This is a genomic window from Litorilituus sediminis (assembly GCF_004295665.1).
Classification (GTDB): Bacteria; Pseudomonadota; Gammaproteobacteria; order Enterobacterales; family Alteromonadaceae; genus Colwellia; species Colwellia sediminis.
This window is the reverse complement of sequence record NZ_CP034759.1, coordinates 2948185-2971144: the sequence shown is the minus strand read 5'-3', so window position 1 is coordinate 2971144 and position 22960 is coordinate 2948185. Positions and strand designations below refer to the sequence as shown.

The 22960-nt window shown below is 40.0% G+C and carries 24 protein-coding genes; 2 read left to right on the top strand and 22 right to left on the bottom strand.

Annotation, left to right across the window (positions count from 1 at the left end):
• Window positions 1–42: 42 nt before the first annotated feature.
• The 19 genes from EMK97_RS13195 to rpsF form a co-directional block, all read right to left on the bottom strand.
• Window positions 43–930: a PulJ/GspJ family protein gene (locus EMK97_RS13195; protein WP_130602918.1), complete on the bottom strand. Its 888-nt coding sequence runs from the start codon at window positions 928–930 to the stop codon at window positions 43–45.
• Window positions 930–1472 (bottom strand): type IV pilus modification PilV family protein, encoded by a 543-nt coding sequence (locus EMK97_RS13190; protein ID WP_246028786.1) that lies wholly within the window; start codon window positions 1470–1472, stop codon window positions 930–932. The genes EMK97_RS13195 and EMK97_RS13190 overlap by 1 nt, the downstream gene beginning before the upstream one ends.
• Before the next feature lie 7 nt (window positions 1473–1479).
• Window positions 1480–2001, bottom strand: coding sequence for a pilus assembly FimT family protein (locus EMK97_RS13185; RefSeq protein WP_130602914.1), 522 nt, complete (start codon window positions 1999–2001; stop codon window positions 1480–1482).
• Between the two features lie 105 nt (window positions 2002–2106).
• Window positions 2107–2664, bottom strand: a complete 558-nt coding sequence (locus EMK97_RS19360; RefSeq protein ID WP_130602912.1) for a type II secretion system protein — start codon at window positions 2662–2664, stop codon at window positions 2107–2109.
• Between the two features lie 60 nt (window positions 2665–2724).
• Window positions 2725–3402: a type II secretion system protein gene (locus EMK97_RS13175; RefSeq protein WP_130602910.1), complete on the bottom strand. Its 678-nt coding sequence runs from the start codon at window positions 3400–3402 to the stop codon at window positions 2725–2727.
• 215 nt (window positions 3403–3617) lie between these two features.
• Window positions 3618–4118 (bottom strand): hypothetical protein, encoded by a 501-nt coding sequence (locus EMK97_RS13170; RefSeq protein ID WP_130602908.1) that lies wholly within the window; start codon window positions 4116–4118, stop codon window positions 3618–3620.
• A 21-nt stretch (window positions 4119–4139) separates the two neighbouring features.
• Complete coding sequence (locus EMK97_RS13165) at window positions 4140–5372, bottom strand: type II secretion system F family protein (protein ID WP_130602906.1); 1233 nt, start codon at window positions 5370–5372, stop codon at window positions 4140–4142.
• Window positions 5373–5412: 40 nt separating this feature from the next.
• A complete protein-coding gene (locus EMK97_RS13160) occupies window positions 5413–7125 on the bottom strand; it encodes a GspE/PulE family protein (RefSeq protein WP_130602904.1) in 1713 nt (570 codons plus the stop codon).
• Between the two features lie 2 nt (window positions 7126–7127).
• Window positions 7128–8300: a tetratricopeptide repeat protein gene (locus EMK97_RS13155; RefSeq protein ID WP_130602902.1), complete on the bottom strand. Its 1173-nt coding sequence runs from the start codon at window positions 8298–8300 to the stop codon at window positions 7128–7130.
• Complete coding sequence (locus EMK97_RS13150; RefSeq protein ID WP_130602900.1) at window positions 8300–9199, bottom strand: ExeA family protein; 900 nt, start codon at window positions 9197–9199, stop codon at window positions 8300–8302. Before EMK97_RS13150 ends, EMK97_RS13155 begins: the two co-directional genes overlap by 1 nt.
• 42 nt (window positions 9200–9241) lie before the next feature.
• Window positions 9242–10927, bottom strand: coding sequence for a pilus (MSHA type) biogenesis protein MshL (mshL, locus tag EMK97_RS13145; protein ID WP_130602898.1), 1686 nt, complete (start codon window positions 10925–10927; stop codon window positions 9242–9244).
• A gap of 18 nt (window positions 10928–10945) precedes the next feature.
• Complete coding sequence (locus EMK97_RS13140) at window positions 10946–11266, bottom strand: hypothetical protein (protein WP_246028785.1); 321 nt, start codon at window positions 11264–11266, stop codon at window positions 10946–10948.
• Window positions 11259–11981, bottom strand: a complete 723-nt coding sequence (locus tag EMK97_RS13135; protein ID WP_130602894.1) for a hypothetical protein — start codon at window positions 11979–11981, stop codon at window positions 11259–11261. The genes EMK97_RS13140 and EMK97_RS13135 overlap by 8 nt, the downstream gene beginning before the upstream one ends.
• Window positions 11974–12585, bottom strand: coding sequence for a PilN domain-containing protein (locus tag EMK97_RS13130; RefSeq protein ID WP_170176765.1), 612 nt, complete (start codon window positions 12583–12585; stop codon window positions 11974–11976). Before EMK97_RS13130 ends, EMK97_RS13135 begins: the two co-directional genes overlap by 8 nt.
• A complete protein-coding gene (locus tag EMK97_RS13125) occupies window positions 12575–13528 on the bottom strand; it encodes an MSHA biogenesis protein MshI (RefSeq protein ID WP_130602890.1) in 954 nt (317 codons plus the stop codon). Before EMK97_RS13125 ends, EMK97_RS13130 begins: the two co-directional genes overlap by 11 nt.
• A gap of 190 nt (window positions 13529–13718) precedes the next feature.
• Complete coding sequence (gene rplI / locus EMK97_RS13120; protein ID WP_130602888.1) at window positions 13719–14171, bottom strand: 50S ribosomal protein L9; 453 nt, start codon at window positions 14169–14171, stop codon at window positions 13719–13721.
• Window positions 14172–14189: 18 nt separating this feature from the next.
• On the bottom strand, window positions 14190–14417 hold the full coding sequence (rpsR, locus tag EMK97_RS13115) for a 30S ribosomal protein S18 (RefSeq protein ID WP_130602886.1): 228 nt from the start codon (window positions 14415–14417) through the stop codon (window positions 14190–14192).
• A 43-nt stretch (window positions 14418–14460) separates the two neighbouring features.
• Window positions 14461–14778, bottom strand: a complete 318-nt coding sequence (gene priB, locus EMK97_RS13110) for a primosomal replication protein N (RefSeq protein ID WP_130602884.1) — start codon at window positions 14776–14778, stop codon at window positions 14461–14463.
• Window positions 14779–14813: 35 nt separating this feature from the next.
• Window positions 14814–15221, bottom strand: coding sequence for a 30S ribosomal protein S6 (gene rpsF, locus EMK97_RS13105; RefSeq protein WP_130602882.1), 408 nt, complete (start codon window positions 15219–15221; stop codon window positions 14814–14816).
• A gap of 327 nt (window positions 15222–15548) precedes the next feature.
• Between rpsF and EMK97_RS13100 the strand changes: the two genes are divergently transcribed.
• A complete protein-coding gene (locus EMK97_RS13100) occupies window positions 15549–17387 on the top strand; it encodes a methyl-accepting chemotaxis protein (RefSeq protein ID WP_130602880.1) in 1839 nt (612 codons plus the stop codon).
• A 98-nt stretch (window positions 17388–17485) separates the two neighbouring features.
• Here EMK97_RS13100 and rlmB read toward each other — a convergent pair whose 3' ends face one another.
• The 3 genes from rlmB to EMK97_RS13085 all read right to left on the bottom strand — a co-directional run bounded on the left by rlmB (window position 17486) and on the right by EMK97_RS13085 (window position 21457).
• Entirely contained in the window at window positions 17486–18244 is a 759-nt protein-coding gene (rlmB, locus tag EMK97_RS13095) for a 23S rRNA (guanosine(2251)-2'-O)-methyltransferase RlmB (protein WP_130602878.1), read from the bottom strand.
• A 36-nt stretch (window positions 18245–18280) separates the two neighbouring features.
• Complete coding sequence (gene rnr, locus EMK97_RS13090) at window positions 18281–20725, bottom strand: ribonuclease R (RefSeq protein WP_130602876.1); 2445 nt, start codon at window positions 20723–20725, stop codon at window positions 18281–18283.
• A 105-nt stretch (window positions 20726–20830) separates the two neighbouring features.
• Window positions 20831–21457: a tetratricopeptide repeat protein gene (locus tag EMK97_RS13085; protein WP_130602874.1), complete on the bottom strand. Its 627-nt coding sequence runs from the start codon at window positions 21455–21457 to the stop codon at window positions 20831–20833.
• A 352-nt stretch (window positions 21458–21809) separates the two neighbouring features.
• Here EMK97_RS13085 and EMK97_RS13080 point away from each other — a divergent pair, with 352 nt between their 5' ends.
• Window positions 21810–22958, top strand: coding sequence for a cyclic di-GMP phosphodiesterase (locus EMK97_RS13080; RefSeq protein ID WP_130602872.1), 1149 nt, complete (start codon window positions 21810–21812; stop codon window positions 22956–22958).
• Window positions 22959–22960 lie beyond the last annotated feature (2 nt).

Below are 22960 nucleotides of genomic sequence, written 5' to 3'. Positions count from 1 at the left end.
GCCGCCACTTTAGCAAGAATAGTCCAATAGGCTTGCTAACTATTAAGGTACATTATTAATATGAATGTTGTTATCAAAAACAACGCTTTCATTGCCACTGTCTCTAACAAATTTTAGCTTTATCTGCACCACAGCATTTCGCTGTAACGTTGCATGTTGTAATACAAACGCAGGTATTCCGCTATTATCCAACGATTCTGCCATTAAAGATTTCGCCATGCCCACGGTGTTAGGCAGTATTTGAACCTGATTAAAGCCATAATTCGCATATCGATACATGTTAGCGCCGTTATCTTCTATGCAAAATGATACTGGGCTATTAAAAATATAAGCACGATTTGTCGGTGAGTGTTCACTAAAAGCCTGATTATTATTTAAAGTGATGGTTCCGACAGCACCTGCTGGCGTATAACGCGCCATAGCAAAGGTTTTAGCATTGGCTGGCAAATAAATATCATTACCGTTAGGCAAAATAGGGTAAACGCTGACAAAGTCATTACAACTACCGTCGGCACAAACATAATTATTATCGTTATTATCGATAATACGAATAACGCTTAAGTCAGTACGCGGCGCTTCAGGCGTTACGGCAATATCAGTATAAATGGTGCTAGCAATCGTCGGGACAAACTCTAAACACTGATGAGTACTTGTGCTAAGAACACGTATGCTATTAGGTACAGCATTTCTGACTTCACGATTTAAACGTTCAATGGCAAAGCGAGCGCTAGAAAGCAGTTCATCACGCTCGCTCACATTGACATAAGTTTGTGTGCTTAAAGTAATAAAACCAGCAATACCAACCGCCATAACACCTAAGATAATAATAACAACAATCATCTCCATTAGTGTAAAGCCAACGACTAACATGGCTCGGCATGAACTCAAGGTAAGGGCTGAACGTGGGGTGAATCTAGGTGGCAACATCATTAAAAATTCGTCTTATAGGTAGCAAAGTCAATTGGTGTGCCCAATGGCGTGGTAACCGTGACGGTAATTTTTTTTGCTAACAAATTCCCCTCAGCATTAGGACAGTTCCCTAAGCCTAAGTCACACCCAGCATAAACCACGGTGACCGCCACTTTAAAATTGCGATAACCTGCATCTAAACCATCATCAATCGCATCACTATTCGATGTATAGTTATGAAAATCATCAACATCATTGAATAAGTTACGATTTGTTTCTCCCGGCTCTGCCCCTAATGCTACAGAACAAGGGTTAACAATAGCATTAGGCTCACCACAACGAATTCGACCTCCCGCCATATCAGAATTATGATCAAAGGCGCGGCTGGTAATATCATTTAAATAACTTTGCCCTAACTCTGCCGCTTTAATTTGTAAAAGGTTATCAGCACTTTGCTCTTCAGTCGGCGCAATCAAGGTAGACACTATGGCTAAAGAAATTGAAAGCACAACAATACCGATTATGATTTCAACTAAAGTAAAACCGCTTTGTTTGTTAGACAAGGAGCACTTAATTCGCATGAATATAGCCCTCAGCTTCAATGATAATTTCTAATGTTTCTACTGCACTTGTTACTTCAATGGTGCAACCTCCATCGCAGTCACCTAGCGGACGCCCCATCCAATCAAAGGATACTAGCGCAGGCTTAGCTGCCCCTTGTACAGCAAAGCTAATCTCATAGCGAGAATCTACTTCATGGCCGGTAATATCTTTGTCTTTATCCCAACCACTATTAAATGTACGCTCATTACAATTTAGCCTGTCAGGTACACCATATTTTCGGTCATCAAAAACAATATGGTGGCAATAAGGCCTTTCATTTACAGTGCCTTTATCGACTGCAGTTAAATCAGTTTGCTGCATAGCTCGCTGTTGCGTCAGGCGAAGTGCCGAAATAAGTTGTGCTCTGTGAGTGTGTGCCTCGTAGCTCGCCGTGCCGCCAAATTTAGGTAAAACGTTCACAGCAAGAATCCCTATCAAAATAATGACAGTCACTAATTCAATTAAAGTAAAACCGCGTTGGAGATTCATATGCTTACAAACAGAAGATAATTAATGTTATTTTTAGCAAAATAAAGCACTTAAAGCAAAAAAGGAGAGCATAAGCTCTCCTTTTTATTCATTCAAGTAATTTTATTAACTACACTCATTTACTGCAATTACTGGCTTAACACCAACACCAGTAGAAGTAGTATAAGTTACACTACAATCATCATTTAAAGCTGGTGTCCCTGGAACAGTAGTCGCTAAATAAATACCAACAGCATTATCCGCCGCAAACTCTACATAAACAAATTCAGTGGTTGGGTTTGCAGCATTAGCAGCAATATCAATATCAAGAGCGTTAGCTATTGAACCCGCTGTGATAGGTGCCGGAGTAGTTGTATCAAATGGTTCGGCAATTGGGTAACCAAAAACTGTAGCAATTGCATTATTCGTTGCATCAATTGGAACTGCTTTAGTTCCGGTTCCGTCTGATTCATTACCAGCAATTAATGACTTTGAGTACACTAAAGCTGTCGAGCTTTCTATAGCCGCTTTTACACCTTGAAGAGTAGCTGTTCTAGCATCATCTTGTAGATTAATAAACTTAGGCGCCGCAGTTACCGCTAAAATACCTAAAATTACAATAACAACAACTAATTCAATTAAGGTAAAACCTTGTTGTGCTTTATTTTTTACTGAATACTTCATTTTACTTCCTATCAATACGCTTAAAATTCAATTTGACTCATTAATAAACCAACTTGGCTATTAAGAATTGTTAATATTTATAATGACTTGACTATTTGCAGCATTATACGTGAAGTTATTACCAATACCGATATCGCCTGATGGCGTAAGATAATTGCCGCTAGCGTCTTTATTTAGAGTCTCTTTCAAATAAAAAACACAACCAGTAAAGGTTTGAGCTGTGCCTGTTGCGTCGGTCAGCGAAACAGTAGTGGTATCTGCTAGGTAATTGATATTTTGATCAGGGTCATTCAAGTCACCTATAACTGATGAAATACTCGCAGGTTGAGCAAAAACGCCATTCCATACATCAATACAACGTGCATTGTTCATGTTAGCACTCGCTACATTTGCGTCGTCAAAACCTACCGGATATCCCTCTCTAACACTCTTAGGGTTTGCAGCTGTCGGAGTTGTTAGAGCAAAAAATGAGCCATCATAATCAACACGATTAACATCATTTGCCGATGGGCGACCTTCTGCTTCCCATTGCGCTCTAACTAATGAAACACCAGTAGCAAAGCCCCCCGCTACACCTTCAATATTGGCTTCTTTGGCTTGATCGGTTAAATCAAGAAACTTAGGTATAGCAGTAACCGCTAAAAAGCCTAATATTACTACAACAATCACTAGCTCTATTAAGGTAAAGCCTTGTTGTTTACCTTTCACGCTTACGCTATTTTGAACATTCATTCTCATTAGAACCTCACTAAGCTTGCTAAATCTTTCTTTAAAACATTGTAACAAGGATTAAAGTTTTTCGTCACTGATTAAATTACCATAATGACCATAAATAACAATTTAAATCAAATTATTAGCAAGCATTAACACAATTGTGCAGATACAGTCATATTCACCTGCTTACTTTTTAATATTAGCTGTTATTTCACTGTTTGCGCCAACTCGTGACACCGCTATTCATTTTGATATATCTTACTCACCTTGCCTGTGCCAGTAAAATAATCAAAGTATTGCCCTGAAGATAGTAAGTAGCGACAATGATGAAATTCATCTGCACTGCCTTTTTGTATTTCTACCACAGCAATAGACATTTTCATTAACGACAAGGGGGTCTGCATAGTTTGTTGCCAAATATTATGACAAGCAGAACTACCACCATGACTTGGCTCAGCATCTAGCCAGCCTAATTTATTCACTGTGATTCTTTGCTTATCCTTTTGATTTAACTGCGCTAAGTAAACAAGCTTTGGCTTGCCTGCCATCAACCATTGCGCATGTACCGCCAGCACAGTAGCATTAAAATTTTGCGCTATATTATTAAATCCTGCGCTAGCAACCTGCTGCTCTTGCTTAAAAAAGTAGTAGATAAAAATCGCCATAAGTGACGCCATCAATATAACGATGACGATAAACTCTGCCAATGACTTTTCCCGTTTTTCAACATTATCTGTCATAACATCTTTAAAGCACTGTCACTACTTTCCTTGCATTGCTGAGGCCATATCCCACATAGGGGTAAAAATACCTAGCGCTAAAATAAGCACCATAATGGCAACAACAATCAATAATAATGGCTCTATCCTTGCTGTTAGCGTACTTAAATCGTAATCCACTTCACGCTCGTAATAATCGCCGACTTCTTTTAATAAATCATCAACACGGCCTGTTTCTTCACCAACGGCAATCATTTGCAATACCAAAGGCGTAAACAAGGTGCTGGCAATAGCTGAGCGCAGTAAGCTTTCGCCACTTTCTATCGCCATACGCATAGCAACGATTTTATCTTTCATATAGCTGTTATCAACAGCATCAGCCACTAGATTTAAGCCAGATGTCATGGGCACACCTGCGGTCAAGACAATACCAAAACTATGAGAAAAACGCGCCAATATCGAGCGCTCAATAATATTGCCTATAATAGGAATTTTAACTTTGCGTTTATCCCATTGATAACGCCCTTGCTTAGTTTTTAGAGATTGCTTAACCGCAATAAACACTAACACTACCGCCATTAGCATATAGGGCCAGAAGTTAATAAAGAAGTTGGAACTGGCAATTAAAAAACGTGTCGCTAAAGGCAGTTCCGCGCCAAGTTTTGAGAACATATTGGCAAAGGTTGGAATAACAAAAATATTTAAAATCACCAAAGCTGCTGATAAGGCAATAACCACCATAGATGGATACCTTAACGCGGTTTTTATACGCTTTCGCGTGGCCTGCTCACGCTCTAAATAAACCGTCAGTTTATTAAATGACTCATCTAACTGACCGGTATTTTCACCAACATGAATCAAAGAAACAAACAAAGAGTTAAATATTTTAGGGTGTTGGTTCAGGGCTGAAGACAGTGCATAACCACCTTCAAGCTGCTTACCTATATCGGCAAGTGCTTTTTTTAATGGCGCAGAATTACTCGACTCTGACATGCCATTTATCGCTCTAAGAATAGGTACACCAGAGCGCATTAGTGCGTACATTTGTCGACAAAATATAATCATTTCATCTAGCGTTACCCGTGATAAGCCCAGTAATTCACTGACATCAAGATTAGCTGCGCTGCCACCGCTTTCCTTGGCCTGAGCTATAGAAATAGGGGTAATGTTTTGTCTAAATAGCTGCTCAGCAGCGGCAGTAGCACTAACGGCTTCGACCTTGCCATTAACTTGGCTGCCACTAACGTTGCGACCTGTGTACTTAAAAGAAGGCATAAGTTAGACGCACTCCTGACAATAACGATAAGTAAATAAGTTAACTAACATCAACTGTCTCAACTAATCGTAGTACTTCTTCAACTGTGGTGATACCTTGCTCCGCATAATCAAATGCTGCTAAAGCTAAAGGTTTAAAGCTTGGGTTAGCTTTTGATAACTCGGTGAACGCTTCACTGTCGTCACGCTTTAATGCCGCCATCATACCTTCATTCATTTCCAGTAGTTCAAATACACCAATTCGGCCTTTATAACCCGTATATTGACATGACTGACAACCAGTACCTTTAACAAATTGTGCTTGCTGTGCTTTGTCACCGGCTAGATTTGTTAACCACAAAATTTCTTGAGAGTCTGGCTGATGCGGCTGCGCACAGTTATCACACACTCTTCTAACTAAGCGCTGGGCGATAATAGCCCGTAGTGAACTACCGACAAGAAACCCAGCAGCGCCCATATCAATCAGCCTTAAGGCGCTGGTAATGGCATCATTAGTATGCAGTGTTGATAATACCAAGTGACCTGTTAAGGCACCTCTTAAGCCAATTTCCACCGTTTCTTGGTCACGCATCTCACCCACCATCATAATATCGGGATCTTGACGAAGCGCGGTTCTTAAGACACTGGAAAAGGTTAGATTAATTTTCGGATTAACCTGCACTTGGTTAATGCGCGGTAAGCGATATTCTACCGGGTCTTCCACCGTGATAATCTTCTTGCTGGCTTCATTAAGCTCACTCAACGCGGCATATAAAGTAGTGGTTTTACCGCTACCCGTTGGCCCTGTTACCAGCACCATGCCATGCGGACGCGTTATTTGATGACGCACCCGAGCAATTAAGTCTTCCGGCATACCCGTTTGATCAAAAGATAATAAGCCTGCAGATTGATCCAACAAACGCATAACCACTGACTCACCATATTGTACTGGCATAGTCGAAATACGAACATCAATACTGTGTCCGCTAATTTGAATATTAAAGCGACCGTCTTGCGGAATACGTTTTTCAGAAATATCTAAGCCTGCCATCAGCTTTAAACGTAACACCATGGCTGAGGCAATTTTATTCTCTTTTAAAATATTTTCTTGTAATACACCATCGATACGTTGGCGAATACGTAATTGCGACTCATCTGGCTCAATATGAATATCTGAAGCGCGCATTTGCACGGCATCTTCAAAAACTGACTGTAATAGCTTACCAACGGTAGCATCACCCGTTTCATCAACAAATGAGGTTGATAAATCAAACTCTGAGGTTTCTTGGTACTCTTCTTCTAATTGGCTAGCAAAAGATTCAATATCTGCCGTTCTACGATATAAACCATCAAAAGCTTCAAACAATTGCGATTCCATAACAACCGCGAGTTCTAAGCGCTTAGGAGATAACATGACTTCTAGTTGATCTAAGCCACTTAAATCAGCCGGATCACTCATACCAATAACGACTGAGTCACCCTTATCTTCAATAATCAATGCCCGTAAACGTCTTGCATGTACTTCAGGTAATAAGGCGGCAACACTCGATGGAATTTGTCTTTGGCTAATATCTAAAAACGGAACATCCAGCTGCTGAGCCAAAAACTGTAGCAGTTGACGTTCAGAAAGATAACCCAGCTCAATCAGGGTATCACCTAGCTTGCGCCCCGTTGACTTTTGGCTATTAAGCGCCTGCATTAACTGTTCATTAGTGATGATATGCTCATGTACCAGCAAATCACCTAGACGCATTTTTAATTTTGGTGCTGCCATATTTATTCTCCTAGCGCCTTAATTCTTTGCTCTGCAAATTCAGCCGATGAGGCGGTTAACCCTGATTTTAGCAATGCTGCTTTATAGGCCTGAATTGCTAAAGGAAATTGACTGGTTTTATCATAAACTATAGCCAAGCCTAATGGCCAACGACCACTACCTGGCTGCATTTTTTCCAATAACTTATAAGCATCAATGGCACTTTGCCATTGTGAACTTTGCTGGGCTACATTGGCCAACATCACCTGATATTCAACATCTTCTAGCTCAGCTAAAGGTAATAAGGTTTGGTATGCTAAAGTTGCTTGTTGCTGTTTTAAGTGAACTTGCGCTTTCATCACGCGCAAACTTTTATCTTGTGGATACAAGGCAATACCTTGTGATAATAAATTACTGGCTTTTTGATAAGCTTTACGACCAAACCATAAGGCAGCGAGCTTTTTTCTCGCCTGAATATGGTTAGGTGAAATAATTAAGATGTCTTCCAGCCTTTGCTCAGCTTTGGCAATATCTTTAGCCGCTAAGAGTTCCTCTGCCTGCGCCATTTTTTGCGTAACAAGCTCTTCAGCCGTTAATTGCCGCCTAGATACTGACATTTTTGCCACAGGTTTAGCTGTGACTTGCAACTCTTGCTCTTTGCTAGCTGGGGTAACTTGTGCGTGGTTCACCACAGAATTAGTGGCTTGCTGTACTTGCTTAACTGCCACCTTATTTTCACTCACTGGAGGTTTTACCGCTGACTGCTCGCTTGCTTGAACTGGAGGAAATTGTGCTTTACTTAGCTCACGCCTTGGCATATTTTTCGCCGCCATTTGCTCTGCAAACGCTTCTTTATCAGTACTGCTATTCTCAATAACTTCTTCTTTACTTGGTAATTTAGCTGTAGCTTGCTCTTTATTTTCAATCACCTTAATTGGCGTGCTTTGCTGTGAATTGACACTTGTTGAGATAGCTGCTGGCCTAGCTTGATTTTGTTGTTTCAACGCTGAGTTTTCATTGAGCAATTGCCAAATATAAATACCAACGGCATTGACTACTAACAGAACCAAAACCGTATAAGCAACCACTTTTACTGTCGATGTTTTTTCAGGCACGGCAATAGGCGCAGCATTGCCCCCACCCTGTTCAGGAGAGCGCTGCTCTAGATCCTTAAGCATTTGATTAATAACGCTCATTAAAGAATTCCTATGAAATATGTAGTGACAATAGCCAAAATAACGAAAGCAATACCGGCTAGCATTAGCTGTTTTAAGCTTGGTTTACGGGCAATTCCCTCTGTATCAGCAATAGCCGCAGATAAATGTTTACGCGTCATCTGATATTGACCTTGACCATAACTAAGCATCAACATTTTATGACAGAGAATATTAACTAGCCGTGGAATGCCCTGAGATACTTGTGTGATTTTCTTACACAAAGATTGCGAAAATAAACTCGCCCCTTTATAGCCAGCAACTTGCATTCGGTGCTGAATATAATGCTGCACCTCTTTAACATTCATCGCCCGTAATTTATATGAAAAAGTGATACGCTGTCTTAACTGGCGAAATTGCTTTTCATTTAAGCGCTCATCTAACTCAGGTTGAGCAAATAATACCACCTGCAATAGCTTACGCTTTTCAGTTTCTAAGTTGGTAAATAAGCGCAGCGCCTCTAAACTTTCTGCTGGTAGCGCTTGTGCTTCATCTAAAATCAGCACAACAGAGTGACCTTGTGCGTGAAGCTCAAGTAAGCGATTTTGAATACGTTGCGTTAACAGCTGTGCAGACATACGCTGTGCTTGTTTAACGCCTAATTCAACGGCAACAGCTCGTCGTAACTCGTCAGGATTTAAATAAGGATTAGGGATATAGGCAGTAACAAAATGCTCAGGTATTTCATTGAGTAGTTTTCGACAGAGCAAGGTTTTACCCGTGCCGACTTCACCAACCACCTTGATAAAACCTTCACCCGTTTTTAACGCTGTCATTAACACAGCAAGAGCCTCATGATGAGGCTCCAAACCAAGAAAAAAGTCTGTATTAGGTGTTAACGTAAAAGGTAACTCTCTTAAACCAAAATGGTATAGGTACATAAGCGATCTTTGTTGATAACTTCTCTACATTTAAATTAGTAACTACTCACTTTCTTCAGGAAACCACTTATCAAGTAGCTGTCTTGCTTCTTGCAATTGGTTTTGCCATGTATCAACACCAACAACAACAGGCTTGAGTAATATGACCAGTTCACGCTTTTGCGAGGTTTCACTTTTACTTTTAAATAACTCGCCAACAAAAGGAATATCGCCTAACAGCGGCGTTTTTGATTCTTGATCTATAGTGTAAGTTTCAATTAAGCCACCAATAACAACGATTTCACCTGACTTAGCACGAATAATAGTATCTGACTCACGAACACTACTTTGCGCAAGTGGTAGAATCAGCTCTTGGCTACCCAGTTGAATACTCTTATTTTGTTCATCAGTAAGTGTTACAGACGGGTGAACATGTAAAACCACATCACCACTTTCATCTATCTGCGGCGTTACATCTAAAGCAATACCAGAGAAAAATGGTGTTAAAGTCACTTCTGGTGTTGTCGTGGTTGCCGTGCCTGTCGTGGTAGTACTTGAAACTTCAGTAACAAAGTATTCATCTTCACCGACTTTAATCACTGCTTTTTGGTTATTTGTTGCGGTAATACGTGGGCTAGACAGTACTTGTACATTGCCTTGAGTTTGCAGTAACTCAATGACGCCACTAAAATCGGGGCCTGAAAAGCTTAAGCTAGTTGCACCGCCAATGGCTGATGAAATCGGGTTACCAGTAATAGAGCCGTTAGTTTGAAAGGTAAAATTAGTATCACCTATGCTGCCAAGCACTTCCTGCCAGTGAACGCCCTGCTGGTAGTCATCATTTAAGGTCACTTCCATAATTTTCGCTTCTATGATGACTTGGCGATGCAGATGAGTTTCTGTGTCATTGATAAACTTCTTAACGGCATTAATTTCTTCAGGCAAACCACGCACAGTAACTAAACCTGCTTGCGGAGAAACAATCACCGAGCGTCCGCCTTCTGTACCAACAAATGCCGTTAAGGTTTCTTTTAACTCAAGCCAAAAGTCTGATTCATTTTCGGTATAAATATTAATACCGCTCGTTGTACTTTGACTATTGGAGTTATTGCTATTGCGGTTATTACTGTTACGGTTATTACCGCCTTGACTATTATTGTTATTATTTCCGCCCGAATTAGGATCGTTTTCAGATACGCCGCCTGAGTTGATGCTGGTACTTGATGTACCAAAACGTTTTAAAAATAAGTAGTTTAAAGCGATGGTTTCGCTGCGAATACCTGAAGGATAAACTTGGATAATGTTATTGTTTTGACGAATATCAAAACCGTAAATATCTTGCACCACATCGAGCGCTTCAAATAAAGTAACATCGGTTAAGCTTAAGGTAATTTGACCCGCAACTTCTGGGTGAATAGCAATGCTATAAGGTGAGCCTTCAACTAAAGCAGTGAAAAAGTCTTTTGCTTCAACAGCAGTTGCGGCAACTTGTAACCTTTTCTCCGCTAATAGCCCTTGCTTGGCTTCAGACATACTTTGCTGCATTAACTCTTGCTGAACAGAGTTAGGCACTTGCGTTAATGGTTTCGGCGCATTAAGGCTTTTAGTATCGACAATAGCTTGATTTAAACCATCTTTCATATCATCAGGTTGTGATGGTACTGATTGGCAACCAACAAGGGAGAGTACTAAACCAGAAAATAACAAACTCAACTGAAATTTTTTCATCACTAAATGTTTATTTATCATTGCTTAATAGCCAAATATTTAATTATTTTTTAATACTGACGCTTTAAATACATACAGTTTTAAGCGCTCTGTTTCACTTCGCAACACCACACTATCGTTATTAACCGCAACTAAGCGATACTGACCAATAGTGTCCAATGGCTTTAATATTTTGCCATTAATGACTGCTGTATGGATTCCTTCACCATGGATAATTGACTCTAAAATCAACTTATCTTCCAGATTGGCTACTTGTTTTGCCGAGCCTTTGCCAAAGGGGCTGGTTGGATCGACATTAGCCATTGCAGGATAAACCTGTAAGGCAATAGCAGCACAAAGTAGTAACTTTAAGTTAAACACCAACAAAGTCCTCCTTAGTACCTAAGCTATATATCTCAATAGTTAGCTCATTCATTGGGTACTCTGTTAAGGTAAAGTTAAAATCTTTCCAGAAAAACTTCCACTTTAACTTCTCTAACTGCAACAAGTAATCTCGAAGATCAAAGTAACTACCTGATAATTTAATTTTAATACCATGCTTGTATAAATTTAATCCTGCAGCTTCAGCATCTATTGTTGGTAGTTGTGACGATGGCTGCTGACCTGAAGCCACACTGGTATTGCTTTCTGGCACTAAGTCTTGTTGAGCTAGCAACGGCTGGGCGCCAATTAACTCAAATGACATTAATGACACTTTAGGCTCTACTTTTAATAGCTCCATCAAGGCGAAACGCATTTGAATTGGATCGATTAATTCTGACGTTAAGGTTAGTAGCTTTTCATCAACAACAGCCATTTGCTGCTCTAACTGAGCTATTTGATCTCGCGTTGCCTTGTTCGGATCTTTTTGCAAGGCAATTTGATATTCATTAATTGATAATGCTAAGTTGCGATTATCTGATTCCATAGTCGCTATTTGCTTAGCTAACTGAGTATTTTGCAATGCGGTTGCATCAATAAAAGCGTGGTAAATAATAAAATAAACGGCAACTAAGCCCGTAAGCAATATTAAATACTGCTCTCTAGCTGTTAGCGTTAGGTATTTCTCACAATAGTGTTGCCACTGTTTATTCATTGTCACTTTCCTCTACTGATGATTTAGAGCTGACAACAAACTCTGTCATATCTTGTTCATTTTTTGATAATTTAAAGTGAACGAATGATTTGCCAGAAAGTAGCACTGAATTTTCAAAACCAGCAAGCCAAGCAGGTACGGCTTCTGGTGCTTTTGCCAAACCAGTAAAACTCATATCATCATTATTAATATGAATTTCTTTTAGGCGAATATCTTGATGGTGCATGGCCGATAACTCTTCCATCGCTGCGGCAAAACCAGTAACGAAAGTTCGACTAGGATCGGTTAACTTATCATGTAAGGCATGCTTATGCTTCATTAATAAGGTCATCACTGCCAGCTTTTCAGCAAGATGACTATCAACGCGGCGAGTTGCTATTTGCTGCTCTAACTCGTTAGCGCGCGCTTTCGCCTTATCATAATCTTGCTTAACTATGCTATGTTGATTGCTTAACTGGGTAGCTTGGTAGTGTGTGAAAAGCGCCCACACCAGCATAATAACAAACGCTACACCCCAAACAGCAACAACCCTAGGCAGCGTAACCAGTACTTTTTCTGGCAACAACTCAGGCTGCAATAAATTAATGCTATGTTTAGCTGACATTAGCTGCCTCCTGAACATGGCTTAATTCACTGGCAGCGTGTATTGCAGCCATGCTAGCACCAATGACAGCGCCATATTCTCTTTGCTCATGATATGGCTGAGGTAAATCAAGTAAGGTTACTGGCACATTGGTATTTTCAGACAATTTTCTGGCAACAAAGCCTTCAAGCGCAATAGGCAATAACACTTTGATTTCTTTAATTGGCGCTTGCTTTAGCTGACGCTCAAAATAATCGGTAGAGCGTTGTATCTCTAAACTCAAGGCATCGATAACGGAAAAGCTTAATTCTTCTTCCGTTTTATTAGCGATTTGCGCAAAGCCTCTGAGTCGACGATGAAAGTATATTTGCCCTTGCTTTACTATCATCAAGACAATTTCTTCATTTGGCTGTTGGCATACCAATAGGCAAGCATCTGGCTGTACAGGGAGTAAATTTTTAAAGGCAAACTCTTGTGTAATGATACTTTCTAACGCTAAACCGGCCTCAGTAATACTTTGCACTAGCTGTTTCAGTTCTTTTAACGGCGCACAAACAACGTTAAGTTTCTCTTTACCCGCCATAATTGGTGCATCGTAATAATCTAACACCATGTTCTCTGGTGCTATGGTTACTAGATCTTTCACCTGCCACTTTAACGCGCCATGTAGTTCAGCTTCAGGCACGCTTGGCTTGTCTATTTGCACTACTTGTGATTGTTGCTCATTAATAATCAAATGAACTTTGCCAGATAAACTTAACTCATCTTGTAATGAAGCTATCGTTTGCTCATAACTTTCAGCAACTAAAGCCGAGCTATTAAAAACCGCTTTTTCATTATCGTGCTTATCTAAGCTGACGGGGATTGAACAGAGTGTAAGCGCATTTTTTTGCAAGGCAATACCAATACTTTGGTTACTTTGCTTAGCTGAGAAGATATTTGTTATGCGTGTTAATAGTGACATGTATTGTTATTTTTTATTTAAATAAAAGAAGTATCTAAAATAAACACTTATCTAACATTATCCTCTATTAATGCTAAGGTGCAAGTTTTTTAAAGGGAATAAAAAAAAACACCGCATTTGTTATCATAAAATAACAAAAAACGGTGTTTTATAACTATCGTCAAGCAAGCTAGAGGCTTGCTAGCTGATATTAAGCTTCAGCGATAACAACAACTTTGATGCTAGTGTCAACATCAGTGTGTAAGTGAATAGCGATATCGAATTCACCTGTTTCGCGGATTGAGCCATGTGGTAAACGTACTTCAGCTTTAACAACTTCTACGCCAGCTTCAGTGATCGCATCAGCGATATCACGAGTACCAATTGAACCAAATAATTTACCTTCGTCACCCGCTTTTGAAGCGATTGTAACTTCTGCTAATTCAGCTAGTTTAGCAGCACGAGCTTCTGCAGCAGCTAAAGCTTCAGCTAATTTAGCTTCGATTTCAGCGCGACGAGCTTCAAAGTGCTCAACGTTTGCTTGAGATGCAAAAACTGCTTTACCTTGTGGTAATAAGTAGTTACGTGCATAACCTGATTTAACAGTTACCTTGTCACCAAGGCCGCCTAATTTGGCGATTTTGTCTAGAAGAATTACTTCCATTATAAACCCCTTATTAGCTTACTTGTGTAAGTCGGTGTATGGTAACAATGACAAGTAACGCGCACGCTTGATAGCACGAGTTAATTGGCGTTGATATTTAGCAGCAGTACCAGTGATACGGCTAGGAACAATTTTACCACTTTCAGTGATATAGTTTTTTAACGTAGCGATATCTTTGTAATCGATAGAGCTAGCGCCTTCCGCTGTGAAGCGGCAAAACTTACGACGTCTAAAAAAACGAGACATGGAGTTCTCCTCATATGATCTAGCTAGCCAAGCTGAGCTAAATCTAATTAATCATTTCAATTTGTTGGGCATGTAACACTAAAAGCGGATTTCCGTTTCTAGATTCGTGACGATTAATAAAACCTGCCACTTTTACTAAACTGCCCGCAACTAATTCACGAGTTAAGTGTGATAATTCACCTGTTGCGACAACCTGTATCCTGACAAATGCTTGTCTGTTCATACCCGCTTCACTTTGAATAGACCTATGGTCTATGGAAAACTGGCTATGATGGATACCTGCTGGGCTGGTTGACTGTTTCGGGGTTTTCACCACCTCACCTGTCAACACTAGGCTATTCTCTGCTAGAGCTTCTTGCATTGCAGTCACTCTAAAAAAGAAACATCACAGGGTGCTTATTCTTCGCTAGCAGCTTCTTCAGAAGTAGCTTCTTCAGCTTGAGCTGGCTCAGCAGCAACCTCTTTCTTAGCTTCGCGACGGTCATCTTTAGCAGCAGCCATAGGTGATGCTTCAGTTACCGCGTCTTTAGTACGCATGATCATGTTACGAATAACAACATCGTTATAACGGAAAGAAGTTTCTAATTCATCAATAACTGATTGAGGCGCTTCAATGTTCATAAGAACATAGTGTGCTTTGTGTAGTTTATTGATTGGGTATGCTAATTGACGACGACCCCAGTCTTCTAGACGGTGGATTTTGCCTTCAGCAGCATTGATCAAGTCTGTATAGCGCTGGATCATACCTGGCACTTGTTCACTCTGATCAGGGTGAACCATAAATACGATTTCGTAATGACGCATTACGAGCTCCTTATGGGTTGTAGCCTCAAAATCTGGCTCAGCCAACACCAGTGTAGAGGCAAGGAACAAAAAGTTCAGGCTGAATTAAGGAGGCGTATTATAGGGAAAGCTTGCTTAGAATGCAAACAGATTAAACGCCTAACGAATCTTGGAAAATATTAGTTACCAAAGGGCTTACAAGCGCTCCATTCAGGTGCTGTCTTGGCTAAAGCTAAGGAGGTGAATTATTTTATGAACTTTATATGGCATTTTCTTTGCAATTTTATGACTTAGCTTCTAGGTTAAATGATGGGTGTATAATCATTATACAGTGCAAGGAGACATTACATGCCCTCACGGACGCTTTCATTACGACACAAGCTATTAATCTTATTAACTGCGGTGATCCTTGGACTATTATTATTACTTTTCTCGACTAACTACTTTTCCTACCAGGTCAAACAGCTAGAACAAGCGAAAAGTACCGTACAACAAATTGATATTACTGCCTTGCAATTAAGGCGCAACGAAAAAGACTTTCTCATACGTAAGTTGCCTAAATATTTAGACAAGCACCAAGGTAATTTTAATCAACTCAATAGCCAACTCGACTTACTGTCTGAGCTTAACCAGAGCATTGATATTGACTTACCCATTAACCAGTTAAAAAAGAGTTTTTTAGAGTATCGCCAGCAATTTATCGCCTTAACGCAAACCATGACCACTAAAGGCCTTGATAAAGACGCGGGCTTATATGGCAAGTTACGCCATGCCACACATGAGCTTGAAGATATCTACAAAGCCATTAATGATACCAGCCTGCAAGTGACCTTGTTATCAATTAGACGCCATGAAAAAGACTATATGTTACGCCATGATAGCAAATACCTAGATAAACTCGCGCAGGAGTTAGCGACACTAAGGCTCAACTCACAACAAATAGCTAATACCCGACAACTGATAGACAACTATCAAAAAGCGCTGAATGCTTATGTTACCATTGACAAAAAGCTCGGCTTAAGCCAAGAAGAAGGTATTCGAGGTAAAATGCGTGCTGCCACTCATAAAGCTGAATCACTTCTAAAGCAGACCGTTGCAGAAACAAATACTTATATCGAAAAACAAGAACGCCAAACCTTTTGGCTTTCTATCACGATTTTCCTTATTATTTCAACAGCTTTATCAGTATTTATCTTTAAATTAATTAACATTATTATCTCGCCAATCAAAACAGCCGTTAGCAATATCGAAGACATTATTGCCAAACGAGATTTTTCCAAGCAAGTCATTAAAGAAACTGACGATGAATTTGGTCAGGTCATTGACTCAATGAATAACTTCATCAAGTTCACCCACAAAATTAACAATGCTGTGGAAGAGCTGCGACAAGTCAGTAATGCCGTAGAGCAAAGTGCGCAATCAACACAAGCGAGTCTAAACCAGCAAATGCTTAAAAGTGAGCAGGTTTCTACCGCCACCATTCAACTCGATGCCTCAGTGAATGAAATTGTTAAAGGTACGGAAACAACACGCGAAACCAGCAACCTTATTGCTGAGCAAGCTAATGCAGGTAAACAGCAACTCCATCAGCTCAATCAATTTTTAACACAAAGCAGTAATGAACTAGTCAGCTCAACTGATGATATTTACGCTCTCGATAAAAAATGTCGTTCAATTAATAGCTTTATTGAAGAAATCCGCGGCATTGCTGAGCAAACGAATTTACTGGCGCTCAATGCTGCCATTGAAGCCGCACGAGCTGGTGAACAAGGTAGAGGCTTTTCAGTGGTCGCTGATGAAGTGAGAACGCTGGCTAATAGAACACAAACGTCAACCGAGCAAATTACCGCCATCATAACTGAGCTTCAAGCCATGACAGTCAATGCCGTCACCCGTGTTAACCAATGCCGAGAAGGCAGTTTAGCAAACCTTAAGCAAGTGGATAAATCTACCCTTACCCTTAGCAGCATTATTAATGAAGTCAGTTCTATTCAAGCAATGACCGCCAATATCGCCACAGCAGTAAAAGAGCAAAGTATTGCCATTCATGAGATAGCAGAAAATATTACTGAAATGAAGGACGATAACAGCCATATGTTAAGCCAAGCGCAACAAAGCCTGAGCACTTGCGCTTTAGCCAATGAAAAAACTCTGACGTTGTTAACTTATAAATTATCAACCAGCTAAGTTTAGTTTTTAGTTTTTAATTTTTAATTTTTAGCTAGGCAGATGCTCTTTTATGGGAGCATCTAAACCTTATCTACTGAGCTTCAGTGTCAGATATATTAATTAACAAGGCGCTGACGTACTATTTCAAATAGGCAGATACCAGTAGCCACCGACACATTTAAACTAGAAACGCTACCTGCCATAGGTAGTTTCACTAATTGATCGCAATTTTCTCGGGTTAATCGACGCATACCTTTACCCTCTGCGCCCATGACTAATGCCATAGGACCTGACAGCTTAACATCATAAAGACAAGTATCTGTTTCACCCGCAGTACCAATAATCCAAACACCCATTTTTTGTAATGTTTTCATGGTACGCGCTAAATTAGTAACTTGCACTAAAGGCACAGTTTCCGCAGCGCCAACGGCTACTTTTCTTACCGTAGCTGTGATCTTGGCAGCATTATCTTTTGGAACAACAATAGCGTGTACGCCAGCAGCATCAGCATTACGTAAACAAGCACCTAAATTATGCGGATCTGTTACGCCATCTAAAATCAGTAAAAATGGCGAAGTATTATTACGCTCTGCTTGAGCAATAATATCATCTAAGTCATTTTCGCTTAATTGCTTGCCTTGTTTGACCCGGGCAACAACACCTTGATGTTGCTCACCCTTACTCTTATCGTCTAACACCTTACGGTTAACCATTTGTGCCGGTAAGCCATACTTACGAGCCAAATTAATTATTGGCATTAAGCGTTCATCTTCTCTACCTTTAAGTAGCCAAATTTCGATAAAACGCTCTGGTGCTGCCTTTAATAATGCATTAACAGCATGAATGCCAAATACTAATTCTTCATTTTTTGCCATGATTTTTCCTGCGCGCGACCAATGTCACTATCATTCTTATTTAGATTGTTTCGTCTTTTTACGAGCATTTTTACCCGGGCGCTTTTTGCGTTCACTGCGCTTTTTAGCCTTGTTTTTCTCTTTTTTAGGTTTAGCTTTTTTAGCGCCTGGCTTCTTGCCTTTAACAAAAGGCTCAAGTTCTCCAGACGACTTACCCGCTTTTTTCGGCTTTTTATTCGCTGTTGTCTTAGTTGCTTGTCTGGTCTTTTTTGCTCGACTAATTAAGCCGGCTAAAGCAAGGTCAATTTTTTTCTCATCAAGGTTAACCGCGGCAACTTGCACACTAACAACATCACCAACACTGTATTTAACGCCGGTATTTTCTCCGGTTAAACACATACGGACATCGTCATAATGATAAAAATCTCGACCCAGCGAGGTAATATGTACTAAGCCTTCTATGTGTAAGTCTTGCAAGCGAACAAACATACCAAAATTAGTGACTGTCGCGATAACACCGGTAAAAGTATCACCGACGTGATCTTGCATAAACTCACACTTTAACCAATCGGCAACATCGCGTGTTGCTTCATCGGCGCGCCGCTCTGTCATTGAGCAATGTTCACCTAACTCAATAACCTCTTCTAATGAGTAATCATAGCTACCAACATTCGCTTGCTCTATTTGACTCAACTGTTCACTCTCTTTGGCTTGCTCAATCAATATCGCTTTAATCACTCGATGCACAACTAAATCAGGGTAGCGTCTGATGGGTGAGGTAAAATGACTATAAGATTTTAACGCTAAACCGAAATGACCTAAGTTATCACTTTGATAAACCGCTTGGCGCATTGAGCGAAGTAGCATAGTTTGAATCAGCTCTTGATCAGGTCGCCCTGCTACTTTCGCTAAGATATCGCAATAATCTCGCGGCTCTGGCTCTTCTTTCGCTGGTAATGTAATGCCTAGCTCAGCAAGATAAGTGACAAAGTTATTATATTTATCTTCACTGGGCTTATCGTGCACCCTAAATAAACCAGCCTTATCGTGTTTTTCAATAAACTTGGCCGTGGCGACATTAGCCAAGATCATACATTCTTCAATAATTTTATGAGCATCATTACGAATAAGTGGCACTATGCTTTCAATTTTTCGCTGCTCATTAAATAGGAAGATTGACTCTTGCGTTTCAAAAGCAATAGCACCGCGTTTTATTCTGGCATCACTTAATGCTTGATACATTAATTCAAGCTGTTCAAGATCGGCAACACGGTCTTGATACTGCTCTCTTAGTGTTTCATCGCCAGCTAAAATCGCCGCTACCTTGGTGTAAGTAAAGCGTGCGTGAGAGCGCATTACCGCAGGGTAAAATTGGCTACCTGAAAGATTACCTGCAGCACTAACCGTCATTTCACAGACCATGCAAAGTCTGTCGACATCAGGGTTTAATGAGCATAAACCATTGGACAGTTTTTCCGGCAACATAGGAATAACTTGGCTTGGAAAATAAACCGAGTTACCACGTGATATCGCTTCATCATCTAAAGCACTTTTATGTCGAACATAATGACTCACATCAGCAATGGCTACCCATAAACGCCAACCGCCGGATTTTTTTGGCTGACAATAAACGGCATCATCAAAATCACGGGCATCTTCACCATCAATTGTCACTAAGGGAAGGTCTCGTAAATCTTTTCGAGCTAACTTAGCGCTTTCTTCTACTTCATCACTAATTTGCGTTAATTCAGCCTGCACTTGATGAGAAAACTGGTGTGGCAAATCGTGCGCTCGTAGGGCAATTTCAATTTCCATTCCCGGTGCAAGATGATCACCTAACACTTCAGTTACTTTGCCTATGGCATTTGAGCGTTTCGTGGGTCTTTGCAGTAACTCAACCACCACCATTTGTCCATGGCGCGCACCTAATTTTGCCTTAGGGTCGATAAGAATCTCCTGTTTGATCTTATTATCTTCAGGAACAACGACACAAACATGGTGATCAACATAAAAGCGGCCTACTATCGGCGCTTTTCGCCCTTCGACGACATCGAGAATTTTAACTTCTTTACGGCCTTTTCTATCAGTTCTATCAACCAAAATGGCTTGAACAATATCACCATGAAATACCCGCTGCATTTCATGGGAAGACACGTAGAAATCTTTACCGCGTTTATCTGTTACCTTGTCATCATCAGGAGCAAAGAAACCAAAACCATCCCTATGACCAATAATTTTGCCGGTAAGTAGGCTATTTTTTGCCGGTAAAGCATATTGTTTAAATTTATTGAAAACGATTTGCCCTGAATTTTCCATGGCTCGCAAACGACGTTTTAAGCCAATAAGCAAATGCTCGTCTTTATAGCCTAATGTTTTTACTAAAGCATTGAATGTCGGAGGAGGAGAAGACTTTTCAATAAGAGATAATAGCAGCTCTCGGCTGGCAACAGGCTGCTCATACTTTTCTGCTTCGCGCTTGGCGTGTGGGTCTTGTAGTGTCAAAATCTAGCTTCAATGCTTATCAATGTCTAGCAGCAGTATAACATATTGATGGCACAATAAATCTAATTGATATTAATTAAGCTAAAGCCAAGGCCTAGACATAAGTTAATTAGTATAATCAGTCTTTTTCGCTTGCTCTATCACCCGAGCTGGCATTTTCGTTGCCAACTGAGTAAGCAAATTAGCAATTTGCTTATGGGTTTTCTTATCATCGGTTACGGCATGATGTAGCTGGGAATACAATGCGGGGTAATCAAGCGGACTTCCATACCCCTGATGATAAAGCTTAGCTAAGCGCATTTGCGCAGCAAGGTTATTTAATGATGCCGCTGTTTTTAAATAAACAATGGCTTTGTCGATATCCACCTGCATAAATTTGCCAATATGATAATAACGACCTAATTGCTCTAACCCTTCCGCTAACCCTTGATCGGCAGCTAGGCGCATAAAATAAAGACCTAACTCAACATCTTTTTTTACACATACGCCGTAAGCAAGCATATCACCCCATAAGAATTGGTACGAAGGCATTTTTGCTTTGACAGCACGCGCTTCAATATCTTGAACTAACTGACACTCATCTAAAACAACCTGACCTAAATGTTTATTCTCTTTTATTAAATCAAGTAACTGGTCATCAGTATAAATTTGTACCGCCTGCAAGTTTTTTTGAAAACCATACGCTGGCGATAACATAAAAAGAGCTATTAAGCCTAAAATGAAAAAACGCATACTTATCCTATATACTGCACGAAAAAATACCGCACAAAATAATCTATAACCAAACAACTCAGTTGATGAACAATCAAACCGTCAACTTTATATCGGCACGTTAGCAAAAAAATTAACTCTATCACTCCATGCAAATATTAAGCACGAAACAAGCCAATAATGATATCCGTAGACATAAACCTAGCTAAAATTAAATTTATTGTACCTTAGTCAAATAATAGCTAGTATGAAATTAAGCGTATCTCCATAAATTAGCGTGCTTTGAGCAGTTCATAGCAAATACACCCAAGTAAGGCACGCACAGTATTAAAGAGTATTTTTACGTGATTAATTATCACAACGGCGCTATTACATGCTAAAAGAAAAAAAAATAACTGAATTAAACATAGGCGACTTCGTGGTAAAAATAGCAAGCCAATCAGGAAGCTATAAATTAACCGCATCAGGTCATATAAAAAATAGTGCTGTTATTAATAACCTGAAAAGCAAACAGGTGCACAGCGTTATTGTTGATACCAGCAAAGCAAAAGCCGCTGAAAATAAATCAAAAAAGCAAATTGTTACTGAACAAGTAAAACAAGCTCAAGCAATATTCAAGCAATCAAAAGTCATTCAAAAAAAGCTCTTTGATGATGCTTTAAGTGGCGCCACTATAGAGTTAGGTCCTGTGGTCGATGTGACCAATAAATCTATTGATGCCATCATAGAAAGTCCTGATTCTCTTGCCTGCATAGTCAATATTCGCGCCAAAGATGAATACCTTTTAGAGCATTCCGTTGCCGTTTCCGTGTACATGACCTTATTCGCCCGCTATCTAGAAATTGATCGCGACATTATAGAACAACTGGCTATTGGCGCCTTTTTACACGACATAGGTAAAATTAAAATTCCTGATAGTATTTTAAATAAACCCGGCAAACTGACCGATGAAGAATTTACTATCATGAAAACTCACGCCAACCACTCCATCGACATCATTGAAAAAACACCTGGTGTATCAGAGTTAAGCCTTGAGGTTGCAGCACTCCACCATGAAAAACTCAATGGTCAGGGTTATCCTTTCCGCATTAAAGGGGAAAACATTAGCCAGTATGGTCGTATGATTGCCATTTGCGACATTTTTGATGCATTAACGGCGAATCGTGTCTACAAAGACGGTTTTCCCCATAGCAAAGCCTTTGCTATTTTACGTGAGCTTGCCCAGCAAAATCATTTAGATGCCTCACTAGTAGATCACTTTATTCGTTGTGTTGGCGTATTTCCGGTCGGCTCTTTGGTTCAGCTTGAATCTAAAAAGCTTGCGCTGGTAAAACAACGCAATGAAGGTGATCCAACAAACCCGAAAGTGCATTCATTTTATAGTGTGCAATTAAATCAATACCTCAATACCCAAGAAATAGATTTAAAAGCCAGTGATGATTTTATCGTTAAAGGTGTACGCGCAGAAGAGTTCAATCTCGATATGAACCAAATCATTGAAATGCTTATGATGGATGGATAATT

Bases quoted from the DNA above. Each gene is read 5' to 3' on its own strand.
- EMK97_RS13160 (WP_130602904.1), bottom strand. From the start codon at position 7,125: ATGGCAGCACCAAAATTAAAAATGCGTCTAGGTGATTTGCTGGTACAT.
- priB (WP_130602884.1), bottom strand. From the start codon at position 14,778: ATGCAAGAAGCTCTAGCAGAGAATAGCCTAGTGTTGACAGGTGAGGTG.
- EMK97_RS13080 (WP_130602872.1), top strand. From the start codon at position 21,810: ATGCTAAAAGAAAAAAAAATAACTGAATTAAACATAGGCGACTTCGTG.
- EMK97_RS19360 (WP_130602912.1), bottom strand. From the start codon at position 2,664: ATGAAGTATTCAGTAAAAAATAAAGCACAACAAGGTTTTACCTTAATT.
- rpsF (WP_130602882.1), bottom strand. From the start codon at position 15,221: ATGCGTCATTACGAAATCGTATTTATGGTTCACCCTGATCAGAGTGAA.
- rlmB (WP_130602878.1), bottom strand. From the start codon at position 18,244: ATGGCAAAAAATGAAGAATTAGTATTTGGCATTCATGCTGTTAATGCA.
- EMK97_RS13085 (WP_130602874.1), bottom strand. From the start codon at position 21,457: ATGCGTTTTTTCATTTTAGGCTTAATAGCTCTTTTTATGTTATCGCCA.
- EMK97_RS13170 (WP_130602908.1), bottom strand. From the start codon at position 4,118: ATGACAGATAATGTTGAAAAACGGGAAAAGTCATTGGCAGAGTTTATC.
- rpsR (WP_130602886.1), bottom strand. From the start codon at position 14,417: ATGTCTCGTTTTTTTAGACGTCGTAAGTTTTGCCGCTTCACAGCGGAA.
- EMK97_RS13100 (WP_130602880.1), top strand. From the start codon at position 15,549: ATGCCCTCACGGACGCTTTCATTACGACACAAGCTATTAATCTTATTA.
- EMK97_RS13155 (WP_130602902.1), bottom strand. From the start codon at position 8,300: ATGAGCGTTATTAATCAAATGCTTAAGGATCTAGAGCAGCGCTCTCCT.
- EMK97_RS13125 (WP_130602890.1), bottom strand. From the start codon at position 13,528: ATGTCACTATTAACACGCATAACAAATATCTTCTCAGCTAAGCAAAGT.
- EMK97_RS13165 (WP_130602906.1), bottom strand. From the start codon at position 5,372: ATGCCTTCTTTTAAGTACACAGGTCGCAACGTTAGTGGCAGCCAAGTT.
- EMK97_RS13195 (WP_130602918.1), bottom strand. From the start codon at position 930: ATGATGTTGCCACCTAGATTCACCCCACGTTCAGCCCTTACCTTGAGT.
- EMK97_RS13185 (WP_130602914.1), bottom strand. From the start codon at position 2,001: ATGAATCTCCAACGCGGTTTTACTTTAATTGAATTAGTGACTGTCATT.
- EMK97_RS13135 (WP_130602894.1), bottom strand. From the start codon at position 11,981: ATGAATAAACAGTGGCAACACTATTGTGAGAAATACCTAACGCTAACA.
- EMK97_RS13175 (WP_130602910.1), bottom strand. From the start codon at position 3,402: ATGAGAATGAATGTTCAAAATAGCGTAAGCGTGAAAGGTAAACAACAA.
- mshL (WP_130602898.1), bottom strand. From the start codon at position 10,927: ATGATAAATAAACATTTAGTGATGAAAAAATTTCAGTTGAGTTTGTTA.
- EMK97_RS13130 (WP_170176765.1), bottom strand. From the start codon at position 12,585: ATGTCAGCTAAACATAGCATTAATTTATTGCAGCCTGAGTTGTTGCCA.
- EMK97_RS13150 (WP_130602900.1), bottom strand. From the start codon at position 9,199: ATGTACCTATACCATTTTGGTTTAAGAGAGTTACCTTTTACGTTAACA.
- rplI (WP_130602888.1), bottom strand. From the start codon at position 14,171: ATGGAAGTAATTCTTCTAGACAAAATCGCCAAATTAGGCGGCCTTGGT.